The organism is Halonatronum saccharophilum DSM 13868 (assembly GCF_000517025.1).
Classification (GTDB): Bacteria; Bacillota; Halanaerobiia; order Halobacteroidales; family Halobacteroidaceae; genus Halonatronum; species Halonatronum saccharophilum.
Genome location: NZ_KI912094.1, coordinates 567,238 through 581,810 on the forward strand (window position 1 = coordinate 567,238; position 14,573 = coordinate 581,810).

A 14,573-nucleotide genomic window follows, 5' to 3' on the forward strand; every position below is an offset into this window, starting at 1 on the left:
AACAATCTACCTAAGCTCTTTTTGGCACTATCTAACTCACTATCACTAAAGTTAATTGGACTTCTATAATGCTTAGATATTAAGAAAAATCTTATCACTTCTGCTTTATACTTCTCTAATATCTCTCTTATAGTAAAGAAGTTATCTAAGGACTTAGACATCTTCTCCCCATCAATATTTATATAACCGTTATGAACCCAGTAGTTAACCACTTGATGACCACAGCAAGCCTCGCTTTGTGCTACTTCATTCTCATGATGAGGAAAGGTTAAATCAACACCACCGGTATGAATATCAAATCTATCACCCAAATACTTAGTTGACATAACAGAACATTCAATATGCCATCCTGGTCTTCCTAAACCCCATGGACTTTCCCAAGAAGGTTCCCCTTCTTTACTCTCTTTCCATAAAGTAAAGTCTAAAGGGTTCTCCTTAACCCCGCTAACCTCTACTCTATTACCAGCCTCTAAATCTTCTAAATGCTGCTTAGATAACTTCCCATACTCATCAAACTTCTCAACCCTAAAGTAAACATCTCCACCACTAGAATAAGCATAATCTTTAGCAATTAATTTTTCTACAAGGTCAATCATACCTTCTATATGTTCTGTGGCTTTAGGATAAATATCAGCTCTTCTTATATTCAAAGCATCAGTATCTTCAAAGTAAGCTTTGATAAATCTATTTGCTAACTGCTCAATGGTAACCTCCTCTTGATTGGCCCTTTTAATCATCTTATCATCGATATCAGTAAAGTTTAATACATGAAAGATCTTATAACCTCTATAATTTAGATATCGCTTGATTATATCTGGTACAATAAAAGCTCTCGCATTACCAATATGAAAATAATCATAGACTGTTGGCCCACAAGAATAAATTCCAACTTCATTTTCTTTTATCGGTTTAAAATCTTCTTTCTCTCCTGATAATGTGTTATATATTTTAATTCCCATCTTTTCACTCCTCCTTCAACTTATTATTTTCATTTTCTAAGACCCTTATTCTCTTATTCATACACTTAAGCATCTCTTGAACTGGATCTGGAAGATCTCCATGATCTAAATCTATCCCTTGATTCTTGACCTTCTTACCATCCTTAATCACAACTCTTCCTGGAATTCCTACTACAGTACAATTATCAGGAACATCCTTTAAAACTACTGCTCCAGCACCAACTCTAACATTCTCTCCAAGAGTTATAGAACCTAAAACCTTAGCTCCAGCACTTACCATAACATTGTCTTTTAAAGTAGGATGGCGTTTACCTACCTCTTTTCCCGTTCCTCCTAAAGTTACACCTTGATAGACTGTTACATTCTCACCTATCTCAGTAGTCTCTCCAATAACTACCCCCATACCATGATCAATAAAGAATCCAGAACCAATCTTTGCACCAGGGTGTATCTCAATCCCTGTTATAAAACGACTAATTTGAGAAATTACCCTCGGTATAATTCTTAAACCTATATTATATAAAGGGTGAGCAAGACGATGCAAGATAAGAGCATGCAAACCAGCATAAGTCAGCAAAACCTCAAAGATACTATTTGCTGCAGGATCACGTTCAAATACCGCTTTTATATCCGCTTTCATAGTTTTAAACATACAACCCCACCTCCTTGTAGTCTAAAAAAGAATATCAAAAGACCTTCCATCCCTTAATTCAGAGACGAAAGGTCGCGGTTCCACTCTGTTTGACCATTATAATAACAGCCCACTTAGTTGTCTGTTAACGCTGACTAGACGAGATAGTTTACTTTTTAATTCAACTATCCAATTCAAAGGTGCATTCAGTTAGCCTTTCTTAAAGGTACTCCCAGCCTAGATACCTTCTCTCTGCAAAGAAAGACTCTAACCTACTCCTCCCTATCACAATCTTTAAATTTATATTATTATATCAAAGATAATGCTTTATCTAACCTTTTAATACTCTCTTCTTTTCCTAATATAGCAATGACATTATACAATTCTGGTCCAGATCCTTTACCAGTTAAAGCAAACCTTGTAGGGTGATAAAACTTTCTTCCTCCAACAGGAAGATCCTTCATAGTCTTCTTTAACATAGACTTTATCTCTGCAGGATCTAAAGTTTCTAATGCTTCTATCCTCTCCTTTAGAGTTTCAAGAACCAAATCTACATCTTTTTGCTTGAAAGTTTCTACAACCTTCTCTTTATTATCATATTCTACTTCACCAAAGAATATATCTACTTCATCTGCAATTTGTGCAATATAATCTAAAGAACCTCTTACTGTATCTACTAAAAGCTCGACCCATTTAGGATCTTCATCTTCTAAATCATACCCTGCTTCTTTTAAATAAGGAAGGGCCAATTGAACAATTGTATCTATCTGAGCATCTCTAATATATAGACCATTCATCCAATTTAACTTCTCAACATCAAAGACAGCAGAACTCTTATTTACTCTCTCTATCGAAAACTGTTCTATAATCTCTTCTTTGCTAAATACCTCTTCATCACCTTCAGGAGACCATCCCAATAAAGATAAAAAATTCAATAAAGCTTGTGGTAAATACCCCTTCTTACGATATTCACTTACAAATACATAAGCTTCACCACTTCTTTTGCTCAACTTAGATTTATCAGAACCTAAAATCATCGATAAATGAGCAAATCTAGGAGTATCCCAACCAAGACCTTGATAAACTAGAATTTGCTTAGGTGTATTTGAAAGGTGATCCTCTCCACGTATAACATGACTAATTTCCATTAAATGATCATCAATAACAACTGCAAAATTATAAGTTGGAATTCCATCAGATTTAACTATAACAAAGTCATCAATAACATCACTACTAAAAGCTACCTGACCTCTAATAAGATCATCAACAACAATCTCTCTTTCTTCTTGAGGAGATTTGAACCTGATTACAGACTCTCTACCTTCTTTTTCAAGATCAATTCGCTCTTTATCAGTTAAGTTACGGCACTTTCCTGTATACCTTGGTGCTTCTCCAGCTTTCTTTTGAGATGCTCTCATTTGATCTAACTCTTCAGGTGTACAATAACAACGATAAGCCCTCTCTTCCTCTAATAGCTTATCTATGTATTCTTTATATAAATCTAATCTTTCCATTTGGCGATAAGGGCCAAAGTCTCCACCAACCTTAACACCTTCATCCCAATCTAAACCTAACCAATTCATCTCTTGATGAATTACATCTTCAAACTCATTAGCAGATCTTTCCCTATCTGTATCCTCAATCCTTAAGATAAAAGTTCCATCCATCTTCTTAGCAAATAAATAGTTAAATAAAGCAGTTCTTATATTTCCAATATGTATCTGTCCTGTAGGACTTGGAGCAAATCTTACTCTTACCTCACTCATAATATTCCCCTCTCCTTATATAACAATTTTAACAATATCATTATAAACTATATAATAATTCTTTTCAAGAAAAAAGGCAATCAGTCTCCCGATTGCCTTTAACTTTAAACTACACTCATACCAATAGCTAACTGTTCTGGTCCATCAACTAAAGCATGCCCAAACTTTCCAAATACAGCTACTGCAAGTCTTCCTTCTCCCCTTACAATAGAAACCTTAAATCCACCACCCAACCCTGGGTTTACTAAGTTCAGTTGGAGATAAGCATCCTTTACAGCATTAGATACAGCCATCTTCTCTCTTAAATTCTCTTTAATAACACCGCGAGCAATAGCTGCTACTGTAGTGCTCTCTCTTAATTTTATAGGTAAGTTTTCAGCGTTGGCCCCTGTTTGAGTAATTGCTACTCTATAGCCATAACCCTTTATCTTATCTAACCAATAGTTCTCATAGTCTCTACTTCTAGTCATAGCTAAATAGATAGCAGAACTTTCTGGAGATATCTTAGCTGTCCTCTCCTCTTTAACATATCCAGCTACAATATCTGCAGCAGTTAAGATACCTACTAACTTATTCTTGGAATCCAAAACAGGAACTCCACCTATTTGGTTGTCCGAAAGAAGTTGTGAAGCTTCTTGAATGCTCTTATTCTTATAGGTGACAATAACCTCTTTAGTCATAATATCATTGATAAGCATCTCCAATTTACGCTGCTGAACTAAGTCTCCATCTGTAATCATTCCTACTACTTTGTTATCGTCTTCTACTACAACTAACTTGCCAATATTGTTAAGGCTCATTAACCTCTCTGCCTCTTCAACAGTTGTACTAGGATTTATTGTAATAACATCTTTAGTCATTAGATCTTTTACTAACATAATAATTTTACCTACCTTTCTTTTACACTTGCTATTGCTTGAGCAGCAATACCTGCTTCTTCTCCAACAAAGCCTAACTTCTCTGTTGTAGTTGCTTTTATATTTACTCTATTTTCATCAACCTTTAATGTTTTAGCTATATTAACTTCCATCTCATTTATATATGGCGCTAATTTAGGTTTTTGAGCAATAATAACCCCATCTAAATTATTCAACTCATACCCCTTTTTTTCAAGCAGTTTACCGACTTCTTTTAAAAGCAATAAACTGGAGATACCTTTATATTTAGGATCATCATCAGGAAAATGACGCCCAATATCACCTTCACCAATTGAACCTAAGAGAGCATCCTTGATAGCATGAAGTAATACATCAGCATCTGAGTGTCCTAGTAAACCTAAGTGATATTTAATCTTTACACCACCTAAGACCAAGCCCTCCCCTTCTTCTAACCTATGAACATCATAACCTATACCTACCCTCATAATTTCCTCCTTGATAGTGTCCTTTGAGCAAAATAAAGATCTTCAGGTGTTGTAATCTTTATGTTCTCATAAGAGCCATCCAACACCCTTACTTCTCCCCCAGCTCTCTCTACAAGGCTAGAACTATCAGTCCCTAAGAAACCGTCCTCTTTTGCCTTTCTATAAGCTTTTATAATCATTTCTTTATTGAAAGCTTGAGGTGTCTGAATAGCAACTAAACTATCTCTTTTAGGAGTATTTAATATCTTCTTATCTTCATCTACTACTTTGACTGTATCTTTTAAAGGAACACCAAAAGCTACAGCTCCATAATCTTTAACAGAAGCAATAATATTTTGGATTTGACTCTCTTTTATTAATGGTCTAGCTCCATCATGTATTAATATAATTTCACTTTCTAAACTAACACTTTGTAAGCCATTATAAACAGATTCTTGCCTTGTTAGCCCACCTTTAACCAACCTGACATTATTAAAACTATACCTTTTGATTATTTCCTTTTTACAATAATTTAATTCATCCTCTTTAGTAACTACTATAATTTCATAAATATCGCAATCAATAAATTTAGCTATTGTATGGGCCAAAATCTCTTTACCACCTAAAGTTAAAAACTGTTTATTCTTATCAGCTTTCATTCTACTTCCTGTACCAGCTGCTGGAATAATTACACTAACCTTCATAAAATAAATTCCCCCATTAAAATCTATAAAGCTTGTTTAGCGAGCATCTTAGGCTTAGCAAAGATCATTCTACCTGCAGAAGTCTGTAGGATACTTGTGACTAAAACTTCTATCTGCTCACCAATATAATCTCTGCCATGGTCAACTACAATCATTGTACCATCATCTAAATAACCTATACCTTGTCCAGCTTCTTTACCATCTTTAATAATTTTAACTTTCATCTCTTCACCTGGTAAAACAACTGGCTTTACTGCATTGGCTAACTCATTAATATTTAAAACAGATACCCCTTGCAACTCAGCGACTTTATTTAGATTATAATCATTAGTAACAACCTTCCCATCTAAGACCAAAGCTAATTTAACTAACTTACTATCTACTTCATCAATTTCTGGAAAGTCCTGATCATATATTTCAACACATATATCCAAATCTTTTTGTATTCTCTTTAAAATATCCAAGCCTCTTCTTCCTCTATTTCTCTTCAACAAGTCAGGAGAATCAGCAATATGTTGTAGTTCTTCTAAAACAAATTTAGGTATTATCAATACGCCTTCTATAAAAGAGGTCTGGCATATATCTGCAATTCTACCATCTATTATAGCACTTGTATCAAGAATCTTATAAGTAGCTTGCAAATTATTTTCTGAATTTAGTTCTGTAGACTTAAACCTTTTATTCTTCTTATTTACTTTTATTATATTATTGAATAATTCCCCACTCTTTTTAATCGCTAAACTCCACCCCAAATAAGCCAAAGTTAAGTTAATAACAACTTGGAGCAAAAGTCCAAACCTAGGAATTGAAGAGATAGAAAAAGCGACCACAATTAATACCCCTAATATTAGAGCAATTACTAAACCTAATATTCCAGCTATCATATCTTTAATAGGGATCACCTCTAGATCACCTTCCAGCCTTAAAATAAATTTCACTATATTTTCAACTACAATTGGGAAAATAATAAAACCTATTATTCCACCGATTATTATACCATAAAAACTCATATTAATTGCTAAATTACTTAACTCCCAACTTACTTCTTCTCCCAAATTAAAAAAGTCTACTATTTGATAACCAAGTACTGCCCCAATAACTAAAAAAATAATCTTCCATACTCTATTTAGCAACTCATCTCACCCCCTTTCAAGATATATTTACAAATTAACAAACTGAAAACGCCAGGTTAACCTGACGCTATATTTATTCCTCTTCAAATTCTTGACTCTCAAATATTTCAGTTATTCTTTCTTCTACTTCTTCTTCACTCTTATCTTCTGCTAATACTAACTCACTAATTAATATCTGCCTTGAATTACTCAGCATCTTTTTTTCTCCAGTAGAAAGACCCTTAATTATATCTCTTATAGTCAAATTTCTTACAACCTCAGCAACTTCAAAGATATCTCCTGTTTTAATCTTTTCAGTATTAGCCCTAAAGCGCCTATTCCAATTTTGGGACATTTCACTCTGTTCACCTTCTAATACTTGATATACCTTAGATACTACTTCTCCACCAACAACATTACGTAAACCTATGTCCTCAACATTGTCCTTTGGTATCATAACTTTCATTTCACCGATAGGTAACTGCATTATATAATACTGCTTTTTCTCACCTAAGATTTCTTTTTCTTCTATATCTACAATTGTTCCGGCCCCATGATTTGGATAAACAATCTTATCCCCAATTTCAAACATTAATCCACCCTCCATTCAATGCATAATCATCCCTCTAAATTATATCATTTATAACTTTAGATGTCAATGTGTTCCACCTAAATATGTCTATCTAGCAAAACCTGATCCCTGAGTCTCTTTAATCCTTCTTTTATAGCCTGTGCTCTAACCTCACCAATCCCATCAACATCATCTAATTCATCTATAGAAGCATTTAATATCTCTTGAAAATCACCACAAGTCTGAACCAAGTTTTCAATTACAGGCATAGGTAGTCTTGGTATCTTTCTTAATAGTCTATATCCTCTCGGTGAAATTGAAAGTTCAAGAGAATTAATATTACCACCATATCCTAACTCTTTACTAATTGTTGATAAAGTTAATAATTCCTCTGAATGACAACTTGAAAACTTATCAAATATACCACTTAAACCTTCATCACTTACCCCATCTTCTTCATCTAATTGAGCTTTGTAGTCTTTGATTATCAATACCCCTTCTTCTTTAACATTAGATATCAGTTCTTCTAATTGCATCTTAATCAAACGACCTTCACTACCTAACTCATTAATATAATTTCTTACCTCTTCTCCAATCCTTAAAACCATTTCAGTTCTTTGAATTACAGTTGCTACATCGGATATAGTGACTAAATCTTCAAATTCTAGAGCACTTAGATTGGTTAAGACCTGATCTAAGACACTTCTATACTTTTCTAAAGTTTGAATTGCTTGATTAGCTTTAGCTAGAATCACCCTAATCTCTTCTAATATATATTTCTTACCCTTTTTATATAGGGTAATTATATTTCTTCTTTGAGATATAGAGATTACTAATTCTCCTGTCTGCTTAGCAATCCTTTCTGCAGTACGGTGCCTAGTTCCTGTCTCAACCGAAGTAATAGAAGGGTCTGGAACAAGTTGGGTATTGGCACACAGTATTCTTTGAGCATCACTGCTTAATACAATAGCACCATCCATCTTAGCTAACTCATACAATCTAGTTGGAGTCATCTCAGCATTAATATTAAAGCCACCATCAACAGCAGCTAGAACCTCCTCACTATCACCAATAACAATTAATGCACCAGTTTTGGCCCTTAAGATATTCTCCATACCTTCTCTAAAAACCGTCCCTGGAGCAATCAACTTTAATATATCAGCAAACTCCTCATCAAAAAAGTCGTTCATCTACTCACCCCCTAGAATAAGATCTAACATTTCCTTAACACTTTCTATCCCATTAATCTTACCTTCAACTTTAGGCAAGCCTCCTTTATTATTCCTAGGAATAATAAATTGAGTGAAACCTAATTTACTAGCTTCTTTGACCCTTTTTTCGGTCTGATTTACAGCCCTTACTTCACCAGACAAACCAACCTCTCCTAGTATAGCTACTTCTTGAGGAATTGGAATATCTCTAAAACTAGAAACAATAGCAGCTATTAAACCTAAATCAATAGCAGGCTCATCAACTTGAAACCCTCCAGCAATATTGATATAGACATCTTGTCCTTGGATATGTAGTCCTAACCTTTTTTCTAAAACAGCTAAAATAAGAGAAACTCTTCTATTATCAACACCTGTTGTCATTCTACTAGGGTTACCATAGTTAGCAGAGCTAACTAAAGCTTGTAATTCAACTAAAATTGGTCTACTACCTTCCATGCAAGGGATAATAGCAGAACCAGAAACTCCTTTTGGTCTTTCTCCAATAAAGGTTTCAGAAGGATTTAAAACCTCCTTGAGGCCTCCAGCTACCATTTCAAAAATTCCTATCTCATTTGTAGATCCAAATCTATTCTTTACTCCTCTTAAGATTCTATAATTATGATGTCGATCACCTTCAAAGTACAGTACAGTATCAACCATATGCTCTAAAACCCTTGGACCAGCAATCGAGCCTTCTTTAGTCACATGACCAACAATAAATATAGGGATTTCATTTTTCTTAGCTAGGTTCATCAATTTATTAGTAGATTCTCTAACTTGACTTACACTACCAGGCGCTGAGTCTAATTGAGGGTTATATATAGTCTGTATAGAATCAATAACTACAAGGTCTGGTTTTAACTCTTTAGCATTGTCGATGATTGTTAATAAATTTGTTTCAGCTAATATAAATAAATTAGAGGTTATTGTGCCTAAACGCTCAGCCCTTAATCTAATCTGTCTCTCTGATTCTTCACCTGATACATACAATACACTATTATATTTTTCGCTTATATTATAAGATGCTTGTAATAATAAAGTGGACTTACCTATTCCAGGATCACCACCTATTAAAACTAAAGAACCAGCAACAATCCCTCCACCTAATACTCTATCCAATTCTGTAAACCCTGTCTCTTTTCTATCCTCCAATTCAATCTTAATGTTATCGATAGATTGGAGATTAACCTTCTTAGATAACTTCTTATTAGTTTTTACTACTTTAGGATCAACTATTTCTTCTACTAAGGTATTCCAAGTATTACACCCTGAACACCTACCGCTCCATTTCAAAGCTTGGTATCCACACTCTTGGCATATATATCTTTTCTTTTTCTTTGCCATAATATCACCCAACTGTTTTGAATTGCCTTAAACTTCATTATAACATTTTTAAGACAATTTAACAAGTACATAAGAGAAAGCAGGGATCACCCTGCTTTCTCTACTCTTTTAGAAACTCTAATTTATCTTCTTTTACAATTATTTTAATTTTATCATTATTATTAATCTCACCTGATAATATCCTCTTTGAGATCGGGTTTTCTATCATTTTGGTAATCGTTCTCCTTAAAGGTCTAGCTCCAAACTCTTTGTCATAGCCTTCTCTAGCTATTATTGTTTTGGCTTCTTCACTAACTTCCAGCTTAATGCCTTTACCCTTTAATCTTTTTTCTAATTCATTCATCATCAAATCAACAATCTCTTTAATATGTTCATCTAAAAGAGCATGAAATACAATCATTTCATCTAGACGATTAAGAAACTCCGGTCTAAAAACCTCTTTCAATCTAGATTTCACCTTAGCTTTCATTTCTTCATATTCTTTAACTTCAATATCGGTTTCTATGGTTTTAAAACCAAGGCCTCCTGACTTATTTTGAATTAAATTGGCCCCTACATTAGATGTCATAATTATAACTGTATTTTTAAAGTCAACTTTTCTACCTTGAGCATCAGTTAAATGACCATCTTCTAAAACTTGTAAAAGAATATTAAAAACTTCATGATGAGCTTTTTCAATCTCATCCAATAACACAACAGCATACGGACGTCGCCTTATCTTTTCGGTTAACTGTCCACCTTCTTCATAACCTACATATCCAGGAGGAGAACCAACCAATCGAGATACTGCATGTTTTTCCATATATTCAGACATATCTATTCTAACCATAGCATCCTCATCATCAAAGATAACACTGGCTAAAGTTTTAGCCAACTCTGTTTTTCCTACACCTGTTGGCCCTAAAAAAAGGAATGAACCTATTGGCCTATCAGGATCTTTCAATCCTGCCCTTGCCCTTCTTATAGCTTGAGATACTGCATGAACAGCCTCATTTTGTCCTATAACACTTTGGTGAAGTTCTATTTCTAAATCTAGTAACTTTTCGGATTCACTCTGAGCTAATTTCATAACTGGAATTCCAGTCCAATCTGAAACTAAACTAGCAATATGCTCTTTAGTTATATTATTTTTATTCATACCTTTTTTATTTTTCCAACTAGTCTCTAATTTTTCGAGTTTATTCTTGATTTTCTTCTCATCATCTCTTAATTGGGCTGCCTTTTCAAAATCCTGGGACTTTATTGCCATCTCTTTTTCTTGTTCAATTCTCTCTAACTCTTTGTTTAGATCTTTTACCTCTCCAGGTAAAGTATTTTGCTGTAACCTAGCTTGCGATCCTGCTTCATCTATTAAATCAATAGCCTTATCAGGTAAAAACCTATCACTTATATAACGATATGATAATTTTGCTGCAGCATCAATAGCTTCATCACTAATTTTAACTCTGTGATGAGCTTCATATACATCGCGTAAACCCTTTAATATCTCTTTAGTGTCATCAACACTAGGTTCTTCAACAAGTATAGATTGAAATCTTCTTTCTAAAGCAGTATCCTTTTCTATATATTTCTTATATTCATCTAAAGTTGTTGCACCAACAGTCTGTAATTCCCCTCTAGCTAAAGCAGGCTTTAAGATATTAGCTGCATCAATTGCACCTTCTGCTCCACCTGCCCCTACTAAAGTATGTAGCTCATCAATAAATAAAATTATGTCTCCCGATTCAATCATATCATTCATAACTGCTTTTAACCTTTTTTCAAATTCACCTCTATATTTAGACCCAGCTAACAAAGAACTTAAGTCTAAAGATAAAACTCTCTTGTTTAAAAGTAGTTCTGGCACTTCACCATCTACAATCCGTTGAGCTAATCCTTCTACAACTGCAGTCTTCCCTACTCCTGGTTCTCCTATTAAACAAGGATTATTCTTTTTCCGGCGACTTAAAACTTGTATAACTCTTTCAATTTCTTTACCTCTTCCTATAACTGGATCTAACTTGCCTTCATTTGCAATATGAGTTAAATCACTACTAAATTTATCTAAAGCTTTAGTTCTTCTGTTAGGCTTATACTTATAAGAAGAGACCTTCTTATCCACTCCTAAATGCTCACTAACATCTTGCTTTATTTTGGTAAAATCAATATCTAACTCCTTCAAAACACGAACAGCAATTCCTTCACCTTCTTTAATTAAACCTAATAGCAGATGTTCTGTCCCTACATATTTATTACCTAACCTATGCGCTTCCTCTAAAGACAAATTCAATACCTTTTTAGTGCGTGGAGTAAAAGGTAAATTCTTCTCCTTGTTAACACTCTCTAATTTGCCAATTATCTCATTAACTTTAGAACGTATTTTATCTAAATTTAAATTATTCTTATTCAATATCCTCGCTGCAATACCCTCTTCTTCTCTTAATAACCCTAATAACAGGTGTTCTGTGCCTAAATAATTATGTTTAAGTTTTTTAGCTTCATCCTGTGAATAACCTATTACTTTACGTGCTTTTTCCGTAAATCTATCAAAAATCATCATCAATCCTCCTCTTCTATTTTAGTCTTTCTTGAATTAATTGAGCACGATATATATCTTTTTCCTCTAAGGATAACCTATCTCCATTTTTCTTTTCTAAATTAGCTGATCTAACAGTAATCATTAATTCATTTAATATAGATGAATCTATATCATTTATTATACCCAAATCAACTCCTAATTTTACATTAGAAATTAACTTCATTGATTCTTTAATAGCAACTTTATAAGCATATTTTAAAATCCCATAAGAACGATAGACTTTATCTTTAAGAAGCACCTTCTTTTCTTCTAACAGTAATCTCCTTGCATTTCTTTCTTGATTAATAATCTGCTTAGTTACTTCTAATAAGCTATCTATTATCTCATCTTCGCTCTGACCAAGCGTTACTTGATTAGATATTTGATAGATATTACCTATTACATCTGTACCCTCTCCATATAAACCTCTAACAGCTAACCCTAATTGAGAAATTGTAGACATCAGCTTCTTCACTCTACTAAGCATATTTAATGCCGGTAAGTGAACCATAATTGAAGCTCTTAACCCAGTTCCCACATTAGTTGGACATGAAGTGAGATAACCATACTTTTCATCAAAAGCTATATCAAAATGTCCTTCAATATAATCATCAATATCATCAGCTATTTTAAAAGCTTTTAATAGATTAAGGCCTGGGAAAAGAACCTGTATCCTAAGGTGATCTTCTTCATTAACCATTATACTAATAGTCTCCTCTTTAGATAGCACAACTAGTCTATTCTTATCTTTTTTTGCGTGCTCCGGACTTATTAAATGCTTTTCTACTAATACTCTTCTATCTATATCATTTAATTGATTCAAATAAATTAAAGATAATTTTAGTTTCTCAGTATTTTTAAAAATGCCCTTTATATCATCTGCCAGTTCACTCAATTCTTCATCACTAGCATAATTAGTAAATTTATAATCTTTTAAATTTCTTGCTAATCTAATTCTGCTGCTAATTACAACTTCATTTTCTTCTAACTCTTCTAAACTCCAACCATAATTTAAAATATCACTCATTAACTTCCCCCTTTCTACCAAGTTCAACTTTCAGTCTTTTTATTTCATCTCTAATTTCAGCTGCTTGTTCAAACTCCTCACAATTGACAGCTTCATCCATTTTATTTTTCAATGATTTTATTCTCTTTTTAATCTTTATATCCTCACCAACTCTTTTGGGAATTTTACCTATATGTTTATTACTGCTATGAATTCTTCTTAATGCTTTATCAATCCTTTCCTCAAAATGCCCATAACATTTACTACATGCTAATCGCCCCTTCTTAGAAAAAGATTCATAAGTTAAACCACATTCATTGCAACTACTCAAATTCATATGGTTAATGCTATTATTTGGATGTAACTTTCCATTCAACAGTCCGGTTAATATATTATTAAATGATAAATCTATACTCAAACCCAAATCTAAATCCCCTTTTTTTCTAGCACATCCCTCACATAAATAAATTTCTTGTTTTTTTCCATTAATTATTTTAGTTAAATGAACCCTTGCATCGGCTTCTTGGCATTCTTGACAAAACATTTTTTTCCTCCTTTTAGGAAAGTTTTAGCTTCATCTTAACTTCACATCAAACTTTAATTAAGATTTTACTACAATATAAGTATATTTTTCAAATTGAAATACTAATCATTATAACTATTCACCGGGTATTAGCTTCAATAATTAAATACTTTCTTGTTATTACTAAAAAATAATTAATAAAGTATACAAATATATTGTCCCTAAACTAAAAAAAGATACTCATTTAAATGAGTATCCAAAAAACGAAATGGCTCCCCGAGTAGGACTCGAACCTACGACAAAGTGGTTAACAGCCACTCGCTCTACCAACTGAGCTATCGGGGAACACTTATTCTGGCAATGACCTACGCTCCCACAAGGTTGCCCCTGCAGTACTATCGGCGCTGGAGGACTTAACTGCTGTGTTCGAAATGGGAACAGGTGTTGCCCCTCCGCAATTATCACCAGAATTATATTTATTTTGTTAGTACAAAAGTATTTGCAACATCTAATATAATATATCTTTTATTATTAAATGTCAATACTATTTTTATACTTTCAAAACTGCACAAATAGATTACCTTTTTTATCTAGATTAAGCCCTCGATCTATTAGTACCAGTCAGCTAAAAGTATTACTACTCTTACACCTCTGGCCTATCTACCTGATAGTCTATCAGGGATCTTACTAGATTAATTCTATGGGATATCTCATCTTAAGGTTAGTTTCACGCTTAGATGCTTTCAGCGTTTATCTGATCCATACTTAGCTACCCAGCTATGCTTTTGGTAAACAACTGGTACACCAGAGGTATGTCCATCCCCGGTCCTCTCGTACTAGGGACAGA

Annotated in this window: 13 protein-coding genes, 1 tRNA gene, 1 rRNA gene and 2 other annotated features (1 of these 17 running past the window's edge); all 15 genes read right to left on the reverse strand. The window is 33.6% G+C overall.

The window, feature by feature from the left end:
- Nucleotides 1-959 (reverse strand): cysteine--tRNA ligase (gene cysS / locus HALSAC_RS15190; protein WP_035571341.1); only part of this gene is annotated, 959 nt, incomplete at its 3' end.
- A gap of 4 nt (nucleotides 960-963) precedes the next feature.
- The gene (gene cysE, locus HALSAC_RS0106340; RefSeq protein WP_027339561.1) at nucleotides 964-1,611 is read right to left on the reverse strand and encodes a serine O-acetyltransferase; all 648 of its coding nucleotides are present in this window, start codon (nucleotides 1,609-1,611) and stop codon (nucleotides 964-966) included.
- A 57-nt stretch (nucleotides 1,612-1,668) separates the two neighbouring features.
- Nucleotides 1,669-1,888 (reverse strand) — a binding site (T-box leader).
- Nucleotides 1,889-1,898: 10 nt separating this feature from the next.
- On the reverse strand, nucleotides 1,899-3,356 hold the full coding sequence (gene gltX / locus HALSAC_RS0106345; protein ID WP_027339562.1) for a glutamate--tRNA ligase: 1,458 nt from the start codon (nucleotides 3,354-3,356) through the stop codon (nucleotides 1,899-1,901).
- 104 nt (nucleotides 3,357-3,460) lie between these two features.
- On the reverse strand, nucleotides 3,461-4,234 hold the full coding sequence (locus tag HALSAC_RS0106350; protein ID WP_027339563.1) for a HutP family protein: 774 nt from the start codon (nucleotides 4,232-4,234) through the stop codon (nucleotides 3,461-3,463).
- Between the two features lie 11 nt (nucleotides 4,235-4,245).
- A complete protein-coding gene (ispF, locus tag HALSAC_RS0106355) occupies nucleotides 4,246-4,719 on the reverse strand; it encodes a 2-C-methyl-D-erythritol 2,4-cyclodiphosphate synthase (protein WP_027339564.1) in 474 nt (157 codons plus the stop codon).
- Nucleotides 4,716-5,402, reverse strand: coding sequence for a 2-C-methyl-D-erythritol 4-phosphate cytidylyltransferase (ispD, locus tag HALSAC_RS0106360; protein ID WP_027339565.1), 687 nt, complete (start codon nucleotides 5,400-5,402; stop codon nucleotides 4,716-4,718). Before ispD ends, ispF begins: the two co-directional genes overlap by 4 nt.
- 23 nt (nucleotides 5,403-5,425) lie before the next feature.
- Complete coding sequence (locus HALSAC_RS0106365; RefSeq protein WP_027339566.1) at nucleotides 5,426-6,535, reverse strand: PIN/TRAM domain-containing protein; 1,110 nt, start codon at nucleotides 6,533-6,535, stop codon at nucleotides 5,426-5,428.
- Nucleotides 6,536-6,608: 73 nt separating this feature from the next.
- Complete coding sequence (locus tag HALSAC_RS0106370; protein WP_027339567.1) at nucleotides 6,609-7,106, reverse strand: CarD family transcriptional regulator; 498 nt, start codon at nucleotides 7,104-7,106, stop codon at nucleotides 6,609-6,611.
- A 77-nt stretch (nucleotides 7,107-7,183) separates the two neighbouring features.
- A complete protein-coding gene (gene disA, locus HALSAC_RS0106375; protein ID WP_027339568.1) occupies nucleotides 7,184-8,275 on the reverse strand; it encodes a DNA integrity scanning diadenylate cyclase DisA in 1,092 nt (363 codons plus the stop codon).
- Entirely contained in the window at nucleotides 8,276-9,640 is a 1,365-nt protein-coding gene (radA, locus tag HALSAC_RS0106380) for a DNA repair protein RadA (protein ID WP_027339569.1), read from the reverse strand.
- Between the two features lie 100 nt (nucleotides 9,641-9,740).
- Complete coding sequence (locus HALSAC_RS0106385) at nucleotides 9,741-12,176, reverse strand: ATP-dependent Clp protease ATP-binding subunit (RefSeq protein WP_211231314.1); 2,436 nt, start codon at nucleotides 12,174-12,176, stop codon at nucleotides 9,741-9,743.
- Between the two features lie 16 nt (nucleotides 12,177-12,192).
- Nucleotides 12,193-13,224: a protein arginine kinase gene (locus HALSAC_RS0106390; RefSeq protein WP_035571346.1), complete on the reverse strand. Its 1,032-nt coding sequence runs from the start codon at nucleotides 13,222-13,224 to the stop codon at nucleotides 12,193-12,195.
- The gene (locus tag HALSAC_RS0106395) at nucleotides 13,217-13,747 is read right to left on the reverse strand and encodes a UvrB/UvrC motif-containing protein (RefSeq protein WP_027339572.1); all 531 of its coding nucleotides are present in this window, start codon (nucleotides 13,745-13,747) and stop codon (nucleotides 13,217-13,219) included. Before HALSAC_RS0106395 ends, HALSAC_RS0106390 begins: the two co-directional genes overlap by 8 nt.
- 248 nt (nucleotides 13,748-13,995) lie before the next feature.
- A tRNA-Asn gene (locus tag HALSAC_RS0106400) sits at nucleotides 13,996-14,071 on the reverse strand.
- Between the two features lie 7 nt (nucleotides 14,072-14,078).
- Nucleotides 14,079-14,195: ribosomal RNA gene (gene rrf, locus HALSAC_RS0106405) — 5S ribosomal RNA — on the reverse strand.
- A 122-nt stretch (nucleotides 14,196-14,317) separates the two neighbouring features.
- Nucleotides 14,318-14,573, reverse strand: a sequence feature (23S ribosomal RNA rRNA prediction is too short) (it continues 578 nt past the right edge of the window).